Origin of the sequence: Microbacterium sp. NPDC064584, assembly GCF_040687315.1 — a bacterium.
GTDB classification, from domain to species: Bacteria; Actinomycetota; Actinomycetes; order Actinomycetales; family Microbacteriaceae; genus Microbacterium; species Microbacterium lacus.
On record NZ_JBFBMZ010000009.1, the window covers coordinates 168,025 to 184,372 of the forward strand.

Sequence of the window (16,348 nt, forward strand, 5' to 3'; positions counted from 1 at the left end):
CGAGGTTCATCGTGAGTAACGTCACCGTCACCGAGACTCTGGTCACTTCCAAGAGTGCTCGCGCAGGGCGGCGACAGCGCCCCACCAGCCGCCGCTCGCCCCTTCGGGCGCGCGGCGGCTGGAGGTCGTTCGTCTGGATTCTTCCCGGGCTTCTGCTGATCGCCGTGTTCGTCTACTACCCGCTCGCAGAGAACATCTACCTGAGCTTCTTCCAGTGGTCGGTCTTCCAACCCACTCCGGAGTTCGTGGGAGGCGCCAACTACGCGCAGGCCGCAGGCGACCCGATCTTCTGGCGATCGCTGTTCAACAACACGGCGTATGCGGTGGTCTCTCTGGTCTTCCAGGTGGCGGGCGCGCTCGTGCTGGCGGCACTGGTGGAGACTTATGTCCGCAAGCACGGCGGCATCCTGCGAGCCATCTACTTCATCCCCTCGGCGATCTCACTCACTGTCGCCGGCCTGCTGTTCTACTTCATCTATCAGCCGCAGACAGGTCTTCTGAATGAGTTCCTCCGGGTGATCGGGCTCGAGCAGTTCGCGCAGGCTTGGCTGGGTCAGGAATCCACCGCGATCTGGGCGATCATCGCGATGAGTCAGTGGCAGAGCTTCGGCTACACCACGCTGCTCTTCTCGGTGGCGATCCAGCGGATCCCGCGTGAGCTCTACGACGCCGCAGACCTCGATGGGGTCGGGTCACTCGGCCGAATCTGGCACATCACGACACCCCTGGTGCGAGAGATGACGACGCTCCTCATCATCGTCACCGTCACGGGCGCGTTCCAGGTATTCAACGAGGTCATGGTGATGACCGCTGGCGGGCCCAACAACAGCAGTCAGGTGCTCGGAACCTGGCTGTACCGCGCGGGGTTCATCAACAACGAGTTCGGATACGCCGCCGCGATCGCCACAGTCGTCTTCGTCATCACGATATTGCTGGCCATCGTTCAGCTGTCGATCTCGCGTCGAAGGAGAGTGGAATGGTGACCTCGACCGAGACCTTGACCACACGGGCACCCTCGCCAGCGCGCTCGCGGCGCACGGTCACGAGGATCGGGTTCGCCGGGATCCTCCTGCGACTGCTGGTCTGGGGCGTGCTGTTGACCACAGCGCTGCTGGTGATCGTGCCCCTGGGGTGGATGCTGATGAGCAGCCTCAAGGTCAATCAGGAGTTCCTCGCCGACCCATTCGGGCTGCCGACCACGCTGTTCTGGCAGAACTACGCCGATGCGTGGAACCTCGGTGTGGGGCAGTACATGTGGAACAGCGTGACCGTGACAGTGGCATCGATCATCGCCACGACGCTGATCAGCGCCTGGGCGGCGTTCGGGCTGACCAAGCTCACCATCCCGTTCTCGCGCCCGGTCCTGTTCCTGATCGTCGGCGGAATGATGCTCGCGCCGACGGTCGCCCTGATCCCGTTGCTGAGGCTGCTGCAGAGTCTGGGGATCTACGACTCGCTCCTCGGCATCACGATCCTGTACACCGCCTTCCGCATCCCCTTCATCACCTTCCTGATCCGTTCCTACATGGTGGATCTGCCGCACGAGGTCGATGAGGCGGCACTGCTCGACGGATGCTCGCGGTCGCAGCAGTTCTGGCGACTCACCCTTCCGATGTCGGTGCCGATCATCGTCTCGGCCGTGATTCTGCAGTGCCTCTTCGCCTGGAACGAGTACCTGTTCGCATTCATCTTCATCAGCAGCACCGAGAACATGACGCTTCCGGTCGGTCTGGCGAACCTCGCTTCGAAGCTGTCGACGAACTATCCGATGATCTTCGCCGGAATGACCCTGGCCTCGATCCCGATGATCGTCGCCTTCTTCGCGGCGCAGCGGTTCTTCGTGCGCGGTCTGGCAGAGGGGATCGGCAAGTAGTGGGGTCGTCGACATGACGAGGCACCCCGAGCTCGTCATCTTCGATTGCGACGGCGTGCTGGTCGACAGCGAGACGCTGTCGGCGGAGGTGAGCAGGCGGGTTCTGGCGGACCTCGGTTGCGACCTGTCGTTCAGCGAGGTGCTGGAGGAGTTCGCCGGCTCATCGGCGGAGGTGTTTCGGGCCCGGGTCGCCGAACTCGTGGGGCGGCCGCTCGGGACCGGCTGGGAGGACGCCTACAGCGACTGGTATGTAGAAGCATTCCGGTCGCAGCTGCGCGCGGTTCCCGGCATCCATGAGTGTCTCGAGCACATCTCGCTGCCGACCTGTGTGGCTTCGAACAGTGGCCACGCTCGGATCCGCGACGCTCTCGAGCAGACGCAGCTGCTCGCCCGCTTCGCAGGCCGGATCTTCAGCGCGGAAGACGTCGAGCGGGGAAAACCCGAGCCTGACGTGTTCCTCTGGGCGGCCCGGAGCATGGGCGTGGACCCGCAGGACTGCCTCGTCGTCGAAGACAGCGTGTTCGGTGTTCGGGCCGCGCGGGCTGCCGGCATGCGCGTCCTGGCCTACGCGGGGGTGACTCGGAGGGAGCGCCTGATGGGCGAGCGGACGGTGATCTTCGAGCGCATGGCAGATCTGCCGCGGCTGATCGAGACGATGTAGTCAAGGCGGCGTTCTCCGCTGCCGTGACGGCGGTATCGGCCTGGCGGCGAGCTGGGGCCCTCGGCACGCTCGGCTCTCTCAAAGGTGTTCTGACCCGAGCCGCGTCAGAACACGATCGTATGGTTGCCGTGGCGGATCACGCGGTCCTGCGCGTGCCACAGCACGGCACGTGAGAGCACCTGCCGCTCGACGTCGGAGCCGCGGCGGACGAGCTCTTCGACGGTGTCGCCGTGGGTGACGCGCACGGTGTCCTGCTCGATGATCGGACCTTCGTCGAGATCGTCGGTCACGTAGTGCGACGTCGCGCCGATCAGCTTGACCCCGCGTTCCTTGGCCTTTTTGTACGGCTCGGCACCGATGAACGCCGGCAGGAACGAGTGGTGGATGTTGATCACCGGCACGCCGAGCTGCGAGAGGAAGTCCGACGACAGGATCTGCATGTAGCGCGCCAGCACCACGAAGTCGACGTTGCCGCGCAGCAGCTCGAGGATCTTCGCCTCGGACGCGGCCTTGTCGTGCCCCGAGACCGACGGCACGTGGAAGAACGGCACGCCGAACGAGCGCACGTCCTCGGCCGAGGTGGTGTGGTTCGAGATCACCATGGGCACGGTCACCGGCAGATCGCCGCGGCGGTGGCGCCACAGCAGGTCGAGCAGGCAGTGGTCCTGCTTCGACGCGAGGATCGCCATGCGCTTGGGCACGGACTGGTCGGTGAGCGACCACTCCAGGTCGAACCCGGCGAGGGTCTGCGCGATCTCGCTCTCGATGAGCGGGCGGTCGGCGGCGAACCCGGGGCGGTGGAACACGACGCGCTGGAAGTACGCGCCACCCGTCGGGTCGTCGGAGTACTGGTCGAACGCGACGATGTTGCCGCCGATGCGCGTGATCATGGCCGACACCGCCGCGACGATCCCCGGCCGGTCGCTGCCGTGGACGATGAGGCAGTTCTGCGGCGGTCTCCGACAGGGCGGACGCAGCACCCGAGCGGTTCGGCGGGGCGGAGCCGACCACGACGTCGGTGGCGAGCGTCATCATCGGGGCGATACCTGCACCGATGAAGGCGGATGAGACGATGGCGACGATCAAGCCATCGTCGACCGGGACCCGGCTGAGCACTAGCATTCCCCCGGCAGCCCCGGCCGCGCCTGCCCCGAAGACAAGGGGGTAGCCGAAGCGGGGCACGAGCACGGAGGCGAGAACAGACATTCCACCGACGGCGACCATGATCGGCAGCATCGCAAGGGCGGCGAGCAACGGCGACAGTCCTGCAACGAGCTGCAGATACTGTGCGCTATAGAGCATCACGCCGACAAGTGAGAACATCGCCAGACCCGCCCCCAGGACGGCACCACTGAAACGAGGGTTGGCAAACAGGCGGACATCGACCAAAGGCGACTGGAGACGCCGCTGCCGGATGAGGAACACGGTGCCAGCCAGTACGCCGACGACCAGTCCGACCACGGCGGCAGGGGTGAGTGCGAGTTCCTCGGCGGCGGTCTTGATCGCCCAGACGACCGGGATGATCGCGGCGAAGGATAGTAGGACGCTGAGCACGTCCAGTCGCGCCGATGTCGGGCTCCGGTACTCGGGAACGAGGCGGGGTGCCAGTACCAACAGGAGCACGATGACGGGCACGTTGATGAGGAACACCGATCCCCACCAGAAGGCTTCGAGTAGCAGACCGCCGATGATCGGACCCAGCGCGATGCCCCCGGACAGGCTCGCGGTCCAGATGCCGATCGCTCGGGTGCGCTCGGCCGGGTCGGTGAACATGTTGCGTATCAATGAGAGCGTCGAGGGCATGAGTGTGGCCCCGCCGATTCCCATCAGGGCACGTGCGGCGATGAGAACCTCCGAGGTCGGAGCGAACGCCGCCAGCGTCGAGGCCACGCCGAACACCGCGGCACCGATCAGGAGCAGCCGACGCCGGCCGATCCGGTCGCCGATGTTGCCCATGACGATGAGCAGGCCGGCCAGCAGGAACCCATAGGCGTCGAGAATCCACAGCGTCTGGCTCGGGCTCGGGGTCAGCTCATGCGTGATGGTCGGAATCGCGATGTGCAGGATTGTGATGTCCATCGAGGTCAATATCACGGGCAGCGTCAGCACGGCGAGTCCGAGCCACCGCGACCGTGGACCGAGCGAACGAGAAGTTTGGGACGACACGATTCCTCCTTGGGTACAACGTACGCAAACCACCGTAGCGTACGTTGTACCCATCGCGATACACTGGGTTCCGGAGGTGTCGCTTGAGTCCACGAGTCGGGCCGTCTGGTCCCTTATCCCGCGACCGGATCGTCGCGTCGGCGATCGAGCTTGCTGACGAGGACGGTTTGGACGCGGTGACGATGCGGCGCGTTGCCGAACGGCTCGGTGCCGGAGCGATGTCGCTGTACCGGCACGTGGCCGACAAGGACGAGCTCATCGGTGCCATGGTCGAGCAGGTCACCGCCGAGTACTCCTACCCTGATGCAACCGGCTTGGGCTGGCGGGAATGCATGCACATACTTGCCCGGCAGGACTGGGCTTCGTTTCTCGCTCACCCGTGGCTGCTGACTGCCAACGCCACCGTCACCCCACCCTTCGGCACCGCCTCGCTAGCCGCGATGGAATGGGCACTGTCCGCCCTGGAGGAATTGCACCTGATGCCGGACGAGGCCGCCCGTGCGATCATGACGATGAACAACTACGTCCAGGGCAGCGCACGCGTTGTCCTCGGAGACCGGCAAGCCGACGCGGGCGACGACCCGGGCCGTGCCTGGCAGCACCGACTCCACGATCTGGACCTGGGAGATTTCCCACACCTGAGCCGACTCATCGCGCATCGGCATCCCGCCGACGAACGAGACTGGTTCACAAGCGGGCTGGATGTAATTCTCGACGGAGTCGAGGCACGCCAGAACCCACACCCGGTACAGCGGGGATAAACAGGTCACGCGACCAAGCCGGCCCCAGGTCCTCCTTACCGTAGACACCGTCCACGACACAGAACTGAAGATCACAGCAAGCTTCTGGCCTCAGGACTCTAGATAACGATCGTTTCCGGTCGAGCAGAGGGCGGGCTGAGGAGAGGGTGCCGCAAACGTCTCCCGGATCGAAACCGGTTACGGGTGGTCGGGGTTTCGGTCCTGGTTTTTGGTGAGGCCTAGTTTCGGGTCGTCAGGTGGCGAGGCGTAACGGTTTGCGACCTCAACCGCTTGATGGCGGAGTGCCTGTCGCAGCTCCGGGGGGCTGAGTACTTCCGCCCTGGTGCCGAGCTGCCAGAGCGCCCATTCCGCGTGTCGTAGGTCCTGGAAGGTCAGTTCGATTCGAAGCCAGCCGTCCGGGTCGGTCGTCTCCCGGATGATCGCGAGGGCCGTGCCGGCGAGTTCTTCGCGTCTCAACGGGTCGATTCGGGCGAGGACGACAAGCTGGGATTCTCCGGCACGGAATCGTGCGCTGCGGGCCTCCCAAAGTTTCGCGAGGTCGACTGCGGCCGGGCGTTGGGCGGGTGCGGTGAGTTCTTCTGCGAGCAGGATGCGCGACAGGCGGTAGGTGCGATCGCTGCCGTCGAATAGGGCGAGGAGGTAGCCCTTCTCCCGCACCGTGACGAGGCCGATGGGGTCTACTTCGCGCCACGCGGGGTCGCGGCCTTCGGCGGCGTAGTGGATGCGCAGTTTGCGGCCGTTGAGTACCGAGCGGCGGACCTCGATCATGATCGCCTCGGGGATGCCTTCTGTGATGCGGTGCCGGGACAGGAGGTCAGCTTCTGGCTCGATGAGGATGCGCTGCGCGGCGTCTGTGGCTGCGAGTTGGTGGCCGACCGGGATTGCATCGACGACCTTGCGCATGGCAGAGGACAGGGCAGAGCCCAGGCCGAACACTTGCCGTCCGCCAGCGCCGCCGGCAGTGAGGAGGGCCAAGGCTTCCTCGTGGTTGAGTCCCATCAGTTCGGTGCGAAACCCGGGGAGCAGGGAGAAGCCGCCGTTGCGGCCGCGATCGACGTAGACCGGAACCCCGGCGGCGGACAGTGCCTCAATGTCTCTGAGGACGGTTCGGGTGGATACTTCCAGTTCCTTTGCCAGCTCGGGCGCGGAGAGGCGGCCCCGTTGTCGTAGGAGCAGCACGAGAGAAACCAATCGATCGGCGCGCATAAGAAACTCTCTCAGGAATACATGACAGGAGGTGTCGTGATTCGTTGAAATGCTCGAACTGACGTCACCGCTGGTGGCGCGTGACTTGGCCGGATTACCGGTGCAGCACGAACGACGAATGGAGCAGGAAATGACACTGGAACGCAGCACAATAAACCCGGTCGTGTGGTCGCAGGAGATGGGCTTCAACCAGGGCGAAGTCGTATCTGGGGAGACTCGCACGCTCTACATCTCAGGACAGACCGCAATGAGCGCGGATGGTCGCCCCGAGCACGATGGTGACGTTGCTGCGCAGCTCGCGCTCAGCGTCGACAATCTCGAAGCGGTGCTCACGGCTGCCGGGATGACCCTCGCGAATCTCGTGCGCCTGAACGTCTACACGACCGACATCGACGCTCTCTTCCCGCACTACGGGGAACTGGCCGGACGCCTCGGCGCAGCCGGCGTCGCGCCCACAACCACGATGCTCGAAGTCACCCGCCTCGCGATCCCCGGCCAGCTCGTCGAGCTGGAAGGTACAGCGGTCGCCTGATCCGAACGATGCTGCCCGCGCGAGCCCCTGCGCGGGCAGCATCATCGAGCCCGCCGCCTTGTAGGTTTCCGCAATCACTCGAAACTGATCGATTGGGGTCTGTCGTCAGCGCGGCGTCATTCTCCGCGACCGGAAACGTGTGCCGTATCGAAACCCGGTTACGGGACGATCGGTTTCGGGGCAGGGTTTTGGGACGTTACCAGTGTTGCCCGAGGGCTTCGGTCAGCTCGATTCGCAGCGCGTCGACGTCGGCGGCCGCCGTGTCGTGGAGCGCTTCGCTCACGATGAGGACGCGACGGGTATTAGGGCGGATGGCAGAGAGCGCGCTTTGGCGGTTCGTCCATCGGCGGGCGTGGGCGTTGCCGGCATCGTCACGGAAGATCACTTCGCCGGGCTCGGGCGTCTCAGTAGTTCCGCCGAAGCTCAGGTACGTCTCGGTCCCAGCCGCGTGGGTGACGAGCAGATTGCCGGTCACCTGGTCGAGGTCGAAGACCGCGATCGGGATCGCGTAGGCGACGGAGACGGCATTACAGAGGTCAACGAGGGGGTGGATCGAGGGTAGCTCGCCGTCCTTCTTGAAGCGGCGTAGCAGCGCCTCCGACGCGCACCGGTACTGAGTGGGCTTCAACCCCATCTGACTGAACGCGCGGCGCCAGGCCGCTATCTCGGGAAACTCGCTCTCGGGCCGTTCCGCAAGTCGCACGGATGCCCGCTCAAGAAATGGTGCTGCGGTGGCCGAGACGTCCGCGGTAGGGGTCACACCGTCGAGGGTGATCGTTGCAACGGCGAGCTGCGGGAACTCCGTGCGCATCGCCGGATCATGGCCGAACTGCATCAGCGGCTATCGAGTTTCGAGGGCCAGGCGGCCGGCGAGCAGGACGTAGGTCGCCGCGAACGTGCGGCGCAGCCACGCCATGACCTTCGGGCGGGTGACGACATGGTTACGCATCGTGGCAGCGAACACCCCGTAGAGAGCGAACACAACAAACGTCAGCGCCATAAAGACGAGGCTCAGGCCGACCATGTGCCAGGTGCCGTTTGCTTCGCCCGCGGGGACGAACTGGGGCAGGAATGCGAAGAAGAAGATCGTCAGCTTCGGGTTGAGAAGGTTGATCAGAATCGCGGTGCGAATCACCGACCAGAACGACGCCGGAGCAGTATCGGCATCGACGTCGATCAGCGACTTGTCGCGGAAGGTCTTCCAGGCCAGGTACAGCAGGTATGCGACACCGAGCCACTTAATCGTTTGGAACGCGATCGCGGAGGCGTTCAGGATCGCGGCGAGCCCCGTGATCGCGGCCACCATGTGCGGGATCACGCCGAGGGTGCAGCCGAACGCGGCCACGACCCCCGCCTTGGTCCCACGGGAGAGCCCGGCGGCGATCGAGTACACCGCTCCGGTGCCGGGGGTAGCGACCACCACGAGGGTGGTCAGCAGGAATGCAATGCTAATCGTCGTCCTTCGAGAGTCGTTGCTTCCGAACAGTACCGCGTCCGAGTGACGTCTATGTGTGACGGCGTTTAGTCGTCGACGTTGGCCCACAGATCGTGATCGTTGCCGATCGCGTCGGACAGATCACGCGAGGAAACGACGGCGGGGTCTTCGGTGGGCCACGTCGCAGGCAGCAGTGACCTGTCGGCGGTGGAGGGGCGCTTCAAAATCTGCCAATCATCCCACCCGCCGCCGGGCTCCTTGCGGAGTTCAGCGACAACGTTCGTCCGTGCCCGCCCTTTGTTTCGTGTGTACACCGTGATCTTCGTTCCCTCGGGAAGGAACTTGAAAGCTGCGTAGAGCCCGGTTTCAGCGTCAATGACCGTCATGATCCAACGCTATCGACGTGATACTCGTTTGTAGGTTCCCTCAATCGCTCGAAACTGATCGATTGCGGCACGTCGACCAGGTGCAGCTCCGCGACGTCGACACGCCGTGCCGAAACTCTGCTCCAGAACCTTGACGGCCCGAAAGCCTGCCCAGGATGGCAGATCGAACGTTGATATCGCAGGCGCGCTCACACTTACCGCCGCCGCGGTGAGCAAGCACATCGGCAACATCTTCGCCAAACTCGGCCTCAGCCAGTCGAGGACAACCGCCGAGTGCGAGCAGTGTTGCTAAATCTGCAGAGCCCCCACAGCTGACGCCCGCCGGATACGAGATGCACTCGCGAGTGTGTGCATCTCGACGGATTCCGCGGACGGCTACACGTTCGGTGGCACGGAGTTCACGCCGCGCAGCAAACAGGACTCCCGCAGCCCTTGCGATCCTGAGGATTCCAACCACAGAATCGATGGCAAAAACTACAGAATCACTGTCATCGGACAGTGGCGTCCCTCCGGGTGGTTCCGCTGACACGGTGAAGGGCCGGTCGGAGAACCCGACCGGCCCTTGTCCCTTGCACCAAGAGTGTCCTGCAATCACATGCGGTCGTTGCCACAGCAAACAACTTCCGTGACCTCACTCTATAACGGCGAGGTAACGAAGGGAAGAGCTGTCGTTATCTTTCTGTGATTCGCACCCGAAGGCTCACGCCGTCCAGGACGAGCGCCGAAACCGCTCCCACCGCTCCACCACGCGGGGCGTGGGGTCGTCGGCATCCGTCGGCTCCACGACGGGCCTGCCGCCGATGAAGACCTGCTCGACGGAGGATTCGAGCGCGAGCGGGTCGCCCGACCAGATCACGACGTCGCCGTCGCGGCCGACCTCGAGCGCGCCGACCCGATCGGCCAGGCGGAGGATCGACGCCGGATTGACGGTCAGCGCCTCGAGTGCGGTCCGGGCCGGAAGTCCCTCCCGGACGGCCAGGATCGCCTGCAGGCGCAGCTGATCGATCGGCACCACCGGATGGTCTGTCGTGATCGCGACCTTCACCCCCGCCGCGGCGATCAGGGCGAGATTGCCGATCGCGCGGTCGCGCAGCTCGACTTTGGAGCGCGAGGTGAGCAGCGGCCCGAAGATCACCGGGATGCCCTTCTCGGCGAGGACGTCTGCGATCTTGTGCCCCTCGGTGCCGTGGTTCACCACGAGCGTGTAGCCGAACTCCTCCGCGAGCCGGATCGCGGTCGCGATGTCGTCGTGCCGATGGCAGTGCTGGTCCCACACGAGCTCGCCGTCCAGGACGGCGGCGAGCGTCTCATCCGTCAGGTTCCGCGTGAACGGCTCGCCCTTCGTGCCTGCCGCGGCGCGTTTCTCGGCGTAGTTCCGGGCGCTCACGAACGCATCGCGCAGGACCGAAGCGACGCCGAGGCGCGTCGACGGGGTCTGCGTCCGATCGCCGTAGACGCGCTTGGGGTTCTCGCCGAGCGCGGACTTCACCGACACGTCCAGCGCGACGACCTGTTCGTCGACCGTGCGGCCACCCCACGTCTTGATCGCCACGGTGCGGCCGCCGATCGGGTTGCCCGAGCCCGGCTTGATCACCGCCGTCGTCACGCCGCCGCGGAGGGCGTCGCGGAATCCGACCTCTTCGATGTCGATGCCGTCCAGTGCGCGGAAGCGTGCACCGTTCGGGTCGGTCATCTCGTTCGTGTCGTTGCCCGACCACCCCTCGCCGTCCTCGTGGACACCCAGGTGCCCGTGTGCCTCGACGAAACCGGGCACCACCCAGCGCCCCGCTGCGTCGACGACGCGCGCTCCGTCCGGAACGGGGACGCCGGCCGCTCCCACTGCGCTGATCACGCCGTCGCTGATCACGACGGTGCCGTTCTGGATCGGGTCGCCGCTCACGGGGACGACGTAGCCGCCGATGATCGCCAGGTTCTCAGTCATCCGTCCACCCTAGGTCGGACGGCGGACGGGCTCAGGCTGCGGCGGACGTGCTCTCGATCTCGGCGGCCGGCGCCGCGTCCTGCCGGGCGTCGGGCAGGACGATCCACACCGTCGCGCCGCCCAGCGGCGAGTCCTCGATGCCGATGAGCCCGCCGTGCGCCTCGACGATCCGCCGGCAGGTCGACAGCCCGATCCCCCAGCCCGGTACATCGTGGGCGTCGCCGCGCTCGAGCAGATCGAACACGCTCTCCCGGTTATCCGGCTCGATCCCAGGACCGTTGTCCTCCACCGTGATGCGCCATCCGGACGAGATCGGAGAAGCCGTCACCTCGACGTACGGCGGGACACCGGATGCCGCGCTGAACTTCACCGCGTTCGCGATCAGGTTCTGCAGGAGGACGCCCAGCAGCGTCGGGTCGCCGAGGACCGTCGCCGGGGTGTCGATCGCCACGCGCGCGCCGGAGCGCCGCAGTGCGGCATCCAGATCCTCCATCACGACGCGCAGCACGCCATCGAGGGCGACCGGCTCGCGCCGGGGCTCGGCGCCACCGCTGCGCGCGTATTGGAGGAGGTCCGCGATCATGCGCTCCATGCGCGTCGCGGCGGACTCGGCGCGCGCGAGTGCCCGCGCGGCGCGGGGGGCGTCGGCGAGTTCGGGGCTGTCCGCCGCCAGCTCGATGAAGCCCGTGACGGCGGCGAGGGGGTTGCGCAGGTCGTGGCTGACCTGCGCGGCGAACGTCTCGAGCTGGTCGTTCGAGGCCTGCAGTGCGCGCGTCATCCTGCGCAGCTCGAGCACGTCCACGACCTGATGGGCGAGGATCGCGAGGGCGGCGCTGTCGGCGGGGGAGAGATCGCCCGTCTCCTCGTCGAAGACGCACAGGGTGCCGATCGGGATGCCGGCAGGGGTGATGAGCGGACTCGACGCGTAGAAGCGGATGTTGGCGATGGCGCCGGTCACGAACGGATTGTCGGCGAAGCGATCGTCCGCGCGTGCATCGGGGACGACGACGTGCCCTGGCTTCTGGAACACGACCGCGCACATCGAGTCCTCGCGGCTGCACATGGAGGGCGTGAAGCCGACAGCCGCGATCTGGTGCTGCAGCCGGTCGTCGATGATGTTGATCACCGCCGTCGACACGCCGCACACGGTCGCCGCCAAGCGGACCAGGCCCTCGAGATCGGGCTCGGGAGGCTCGCCCACCACCCGGTACTCGGCGATCGCGAGTCGCCTGGTCACGTCCTGCGCAGTGGTCACGCGCGTCCCCTCGTGAATGACCCGTCCGCCTCAGGATAGCGCCGAGGGGCCGGTGCTCTGCACGGCGAGGTTTGCCGGTGCCCACCACGGTGGGCCCGCGCTCAGGAAGGCGAGGAGAGTCGCGGGATCAGCACCGGTGTGCGCTTCTTGTACGCCTCGTAGGCGTCCTGCCCGCCCCACGTGCGATCCGCCTTCGCCTCCAGCAACGGGATGCCGCTCACCCGTGTCAGCAACAGGACGACGACGAGCGGGGAGAGGATGCCGACCCACTGCCAGCCGCTGAGGACCGGCGCGGCGACGAGGAAGACACCGATCCACAGGACGATCTCGCCGAAGTAGTTGGGGTGGCGCGAGCGCGACCACAGTCCCGAGGAGATGAACAGGCCGCGGTGTGCGGGGTTCGCCTTGAACGCCGTCTTCTGCACGTCGGCCACGACCTCGATGACCAGACCGATCACCCACACTGCGATGCCCGCGAACGCGAGCGCGTCGAGGTCGCGGCGCTGCAGGCTGCTCATCGCGATCCACGCGGCCGATGCGGTCAGACTCACCCACGCACCCTGCACGATCCACACGCGCAGGAAGCGCAGCGGCTCGCCCTTGATGTCGTCGAACCTGTCGTCGCTGCCGGCGCGATGGATCCGTGCGAACAGGAAGCCCGACAGTCGCACCGCCCACACCGCCACCATGACGGCCAGCACCACGCTGCGCGCATCCGGCGCGGGCGAGAGAGCGAGGATCCCGAGGGTCACGAGGAGGAAGGTCCCGCCGCCCGTCAGATCGAAGAACCTCTCCGTCCGGGCGATCGCCGACGGGATGAACACGATCACCTGGATGAGGAACGCGACGCCGACGGCGAGGGCGAACAAGGGGATGCCGCCGACCGTGGCGCCGCCCTGGCTTCCGGCGACCGCCACCAGGGCGCCGATCACGAGGGTGATCACGATCGTGAGGAGGGACGCGCGGTTCTGAGAGGTCATGGTGTGGAGTTCTCCGGATCGGGTGAGCGGGTCACGAGTACAGGGCGTCGACGAGAGCGGTGCCGCGGTCCAGCAGCGCTCCGCGCTTGATCTTCATCGTCGGGGTGATCAGGGTGGGGTCGGCCAGATCGGTCAGGACGGGCGTGAAGCGGCGGATCTGCTCGGCGCGGGACACCCGTGCGTTCGCCGCATCCACGGATCGCGACAGCGCTTCCCGCAAGCGCGGCTCGACGATCTCCGCGAGCGGTGTGTCCGTTTCCGATCGGGATCCCGGCTCGCGGACCCCGTGCGCCGACGCCCACGAGGCGACCTGCTCGGGGTCCAGTACAAGGAGAGCCGACAAGTACGGCCGCCCTTCGCCGACCACGACGGCGTGCGCCACGAGCGGATCGAGCTCGACGGTCTGCTCCCAGACGCCGGGGGTGACCGTCTTGCCGGAGCTCGTCACGATGACGTCCTTCACGCGGCCGGTCAGGACGAGATTGCCGACGTCGTCGAACCGGCCGAGGTCGCCGGTCCGGAAGAACCCGTCGCGGAACGCCTCGGCGTTGTGGCGCTCATCGCGGTAGCCGGCGAACACGCCGACGCCGCGGGCGAGGATCTCGCCGTCCTCGGCGATGCGCACGGTCGAGCCGGGCAGCGGCCGCCCGACCGTGCCCGAGCGGATCATGCCGGGCAGGTTGCCGGTCAGCGGGGCGGTCGTCTCGGTCAGTCCGTAGCCTTCGATCACGGGCACGCCGAGCCCGCGGAAGAACAGGGACAGCCGGTCCTCCAGCGCCGCGCCGCCGGAGAGGATCCAGGCCAGCCGGCCGCCCATGAGTCCGCGGAGCCGGGCGTAGAAGATCCGATCGAACAGGGCGCGGCGCACGCGAAGGCCGAGCGAGCCCGCGGCGCCGCGCTCGGCGGTCGCCCCGACCTCGACGGCCGTCTGCTCGGCCGCGGCCCACACGCGCCCGAGGTGCGCGGCCGCGGCCTTCTCGCCGGCCGCCGCGCGGATCTTCTCGAGCACGCGCGGCACGACGACGAGGAACGTCGGTCGGAGGGCGGCGAGCGAAGGTACGACCTGCGTCGTGTCCGCCACGTGGGCGATCCGCATCCCGGACGCGAGGCAGATGAGCTGCAGGCCGCGCGCGAGCACATGCGCGAGCGGCAGGAAGATCACGGTGTTGCCGTCCTCGCGGACGACCTCGCGGTACGCCGCGGCGATGTTCAGCACCTGGCCGAGGAAGTTGCGGTGCGTGAGCACCGCGCCTTTGGGCTCGCCGGTGGTGCCGGAGGTGTAGACGATCGTCGCGGCATCGTCGAGGGCGGCTGTGAGCCGCCGCCGCTCGAGCGTCGGATCGTCGACCTCGGTGCCGCGCCCGGCCAGCGCGAGGAGGGAGCTCGGCCCGTCATCCATCGTCCACACGCCGAGGTCGCCTCGGCCCGTTTCGGCGAAGACCTGCCGGACGAGCTCCGCGCTCGAGGGGTCACCCGTGACGGCGAGCCTGATCTCGGCATCCGTCACGATGTTCGTGATCTGCTCCGCGGATGAGCTCTCGTACACCGGAACCACGACGGCGCCGGCATACCAGGCGGCGAGGTCGGTGACGGCCCACTCGTAGCGGGTCGGGGCCATGATCGCGATCCGGTCGCCAGGACCCAGTCCCAGGGCGATCAGCCCCTTGGCCACGCGTGCGACCTCGCGCTCGAACTCGCCCGTAATGACCGCGCGCCAGGGCTCGGCCGGGTCGGCCGTCGGAACGTCGAACGCGGCGTGATCGGGGGCATCCGCCGCCCGACGCGCGAGGAGATCGGTGATGTTGCGGTGCGAGGAGGGGTCGGCCAGCGGCGAGGTGCTCTGCTCGGGCATGGGGTTCTTCCGTGCAAGGTCTGCGAGGGTCACGGGAGTCTTCGGTGCCGCCTGCCGATCGGATGGGTGCGAACAGCGCAGAGCGCCCCTCGGACAGCGAGTCCGAGGGGCGCTCCGCGTGGGTGCTCAGTACCAGTCTGTCGCCTGCGAGTGGCCCCACGCGCTGCACGGCGTGCCGTACGCGGCTTCGATGTAGCCGAGTCCCCAGGCGATCTGCGTCGCGGCGTTCGTCTGCCAGTCCGAACCGGCGGTCGCCATCTTGTCGCCGGGAAGCGCCTGGGGGATGCCGGTCGCGCCGCTGGAGTCGTTGTACGCCTGGTAGTTCCAGCTGGACTCCTTGTTCCACAGCGACATCAGGCACGAGAACTGGTCCTCGCCCCAGCCGTAGCGGTCGGCCGCCATCTGACGGGCGGTCGCCTGCGCGCCCTCGGGCGTGTTCGCCGCAGCGAGCGCGGCCGCAGCGGCTTCGGCCTCCGCCTGGGCCTTCGCCGCGGCCTCCTCGGCAGCCTTCTGCGCGGCTGCCGCGGCCTCTTCGGCCGCCTTCTGCGCCTGCGCGGCATCCAGACGGTCGCGGAGGTCGGACACCTTGTGCTGCACGCGCTCGATCGCGGCGGCGGTGTCATCCGTGGCACCGGGGAGGAGCAGAGCGGGCACGACATCCACGGCGCTCAGGCGCTCGATCTGCGCGCGCAGGTCGCTCGTGTCGATCGTGGTCGGCGCGGATCCGAGGTCCAGGCCCGAGTTCGCCGCTTCGTCGCTCAGAGCCGAGGCGGCGGCATCCGTCGCCTTCGCCAGATCGAGCGTCGACCGCGCTTCGGCCGAGATCTGGCGGATCGTGTCGCCCGCGGTCGTGACCGCTGCGGCCACATCGGGTCCGGTGGCGGCGAACGCGGCCCCGGAGGAGCCGAAGCCGGTCATGACGACAACGCCGAGCGCGGCGGCGATCAGGGCGGGACGATGCGAAAGCGGGGAGCGACGGGCGCGGCGGGCACGCCGAGAAGAGGTGTCGTGAATCACGGGGGAGAGGTCTTTCCGGGGTCAGGAGGCTCCGGCGGACGCGCCGGAGCGGGCGTTCTTCGGGTGAACGCGAAGCTCCCAGTCTGCGCACCCCGTCTGGACGAACCCTCCGTGCCTCCTGACAGCCGCGTGTGCGCGCCCCGGACCGTGAGACGACAACTGCACGTCGAGACCATGGGGTTCACCCACGGGACGGAACTGGCGTCCCTTCCGCCACTCCTGGCGGACCTCAAGAGGTCGTTTGAGCCGACGGCGGCCGAGATCGCCCGAACGATCCAGCAC

The 16,348-nt window shown here is 67.1% G+C and carries 16 protein-coding genes and 1 pseudogene; 6 read left to right on the top strand and 11 right to left on the bottom strand.

The genetic code is table 11. The annotated features are described in order from the left end of the window. Positions 1-11: 11 nt before the first annotated feature. Genes AB0P18_RS13595 through AB0P18_RS13605 form a run of 3 tightly spaced genes read left to right on the top strand, consistent with a single transcriptional unit; the run spans position 12 to position 2,534 of the window. Positions 12-983, top strand: coding sequence for a sugar ABC transporter permease (locus tag AB0P18_RS13595; protein WP_363360469.1), 972 nt, complete (start codon positions 12-14; stop codon positions 981-983). After that, the gene (locus AB0P18_RS13600) at positions 977-1,873 is read left to right on the top strand and encodes a carbohydrate ABC transporter permease (protein WP_363360470.1); all 897 of its coding nucleotides are present in this window, start codon (positions 977-979) and stop codon (positions 1,871-1,873) included. The genes AB0P18_RS13595 and AB0P18_RS13600 overlap by 7 nt, the downstream gene beginning before the upstream one ends. 13 nt (positions 1,874-1,886) lie before the next feature. Next, on the top strand, positions 1,887-2,534 hold the full coding sequence (locus tag AB0P18_RS13605) for an HAD family hydrolase (RefSeq protein WP_363360471.1): 648 nt from the start codon (positions 1,887-1,889) through the stop codon (positions 2,532-2,534). Between the two features lie 104 nt (positions 2,535-2,638). Here AB0P18_RS13605 and purU read toward each other — a convergent pair whose 3' ends face one another. Both purU and AB0P18_RS13615 read right to left on the bottom strand, forming a co-directional pair. Further along, positions 2,639-3,511 carry a formyltetrahydrofolate deformylase gene (gene purU / locus AB0P18_RS13610; protein WP_363360490.1) on the bottom strand — a complete coding sequence of 291 codons (873 nt, stop codon included), beginning with the start codon at positions 3,509-3,511 and terminating at the stop codon, positions 2,639-2,641. Then, positions 3,498-4,754: pseudogene (locus AB0P18_RS13615) on the bottom strand (MFS transporter); the annotation flags it as partial. The pseudogene AB0P18_RS13615 and the gene purU, both read right to left, overlap by 14 nt. Positions 4,755-4,783: 29 nt before the next feature. Here AB0P18_RS13615 and AB0P18_RS13620 point away from each other — a divergent pair. Continuing rightward, entirely contained in the window at positions 4,784-5,461 is a 678-nt protein-coding gene (locus tag AB0P18_RS13620) for a TetR/AcrR family transcriptional regulator (RefSeq protein ID WP_363360472.1), read from the top strand. A gap of 177 nt (positions 5,462-5,638) precedes the next feature. Here the strand turns inward: AB0P18_RS13620 and AB0P18_RS13625 are convergent, their stop codons facing one another. After that, positions 5,639-6,667: a WYL domain-containing protein gene (locus AB0P18_RS13625; RefSeq protein ID WP_363360473.1), complete on the bottom strand. Its 1,029-nt coding sequence runs from the start codon at positions 6,665-6,667 to the stop codon at positions 5,639-5,641. Positions 6,668-6,803: 136 nt separating this feature from the next. Between AB0P18_RS13625 and AB0P18_RS13630 the strand changes: the two genes are divergently transcribed. Further along, a complete protein-coding gene (locus AB0P18_RS13630) occupies positions 6,804-7,199 on the top strand; it encodes a RidA family protein (protein ID WP_363360491.1) in 396 nt (131 codons plus the stop codon). A gap of 196 nt (positions 7,200-7,395) precedes the next feature. Here the strand turns inward: AB0P18_RS13630 and AB0P18_RS13635 are convergent, their stop codons facing one another. From AB0P18_RS13635 to AB0P18_RS13645, 3 genes are all read right to left on the bottom strand, one after another. Next, entirely contained in the window at positions 7,396-8,010 is a 615-nt protein-coding gene (locus AB0P18_RS13635) for a phenylalanine--tRNA ligase beta subunit-related protein (protein WP_363360474.1), read from the bottom strand. Positions 8,011-8,040: 30 nt separating this feature from the next. After that, positions 8,041-8,619, bottom strand: a complete 579-nt coding sequence (locus tag AB0P18_RS13640; RefSeq protein WP_363360475.1) for a LysE family translocator — start codon at positions 8,617-8,619, stop codon at positions 8,041-8,043. Positions 8,620-8,720: 101 nt separating this feature from the next. Next, positions 8,721-9,020 carry a hypothetical protein gene (locus AB0P18_RS13645; RefSeq protein ID WP_363360476.1) on the bottom strand — a complete coding sequence of 100 codons (300 nt, stop codon included), beginning with the start codon at positions 9,018-9,020 and terminating at the stop codon, positions 8,721-8,723. A gap of 106 nt (positions 9,021-9,126) precedes the next feature. On the opposite strand from AB0P18_RS13645, the gene AB0P18_RS13650 reads away from it, so the two are divergent. After that, a complete protein-coding gene (locus tag AB0P18_RS13650) occupies positions 9,127-9,312 on the top strand; it encodes a LuxR C-terminal-related transcriptional regulator (RefSeq protein WP_363360477.1) in 186 nt (61 codons plus the stop codon). Between the two features lie 408 nt (positions 9,313-9,720). Here AB0P18_RS13650 and AB0P18_RS13655 read toward each other — a convergent pair whose 3' ends face one another. The 5 genes from AB0P18_RS13655 to AB0P18_RS13675 all read right to left on the bottom strand — a co-directional run bounded on the left by AB0P18_RS13655 (position 9,721) and on the right by AB0P18_RS13675 (position 16,066). After that, positions 9,721-10,962, bottom strand: a complete 1,242-nt coding sequence (locus AB0P18_RS13655) for an amidohydrolase (protein ID WP_363360478.1) — start codon at positions 10,960-10,962, stop codon at positions 9,721-9,723. 31 nt (positions 10,963-10,993) lie between these two features. Further along, the gene (locus tag AB0P18_RS13660) at positions 10,994-12,217 is read right to left on the bottom strand and encodes a GAF domain-containing sensor histidine kinase (protein ID WP_363360479.1); all 1,224 of its coding nucleotides are present in this window, start codon (positions 12,215-12,217) and stop codon (positions 10,994-10,996) included. Between the two features lie 101 nt (positions 12,218-12,318). Further along, the gene (locus AB0P18_RS13665) at positions 12,319-13,197 is read right to left on the bottom strand and encodes a DUF1295 domain-containing protein (RefSeq protein ID WP_363360480.1); all 879 of its coding nucleotides are present in this window, start codon (positions 13,195-13,197) and stop codon (positions 12,319-12,321) included. Positions 13,198-13,228: 31 nt separating this feature from the next. After that, positions 13,229-15,049, bottom strand: coding sequence for an AMP-dependent synthetase/ligase (locus AB0P18_RS13670; protein WP_363360481.1), 1,821 nt, complete (start codon positions 15,047-15,049; stop codon positions 13,229-13,231). 126 nt (positions 15,050-15,175) lie between these two features. Further along, on the bottom strand, positions 15,176-16,066 hold the full coding sequence (locus AB0P18_RS13675; protein ID WP_344055613.1) for a phospholipase: 891 nt from the start codon (positions 16,064-16,066) through the stop codon (positions 15,176-15,178). Positions 16,067-16,348: the final 282 nt, after the last annotated feature.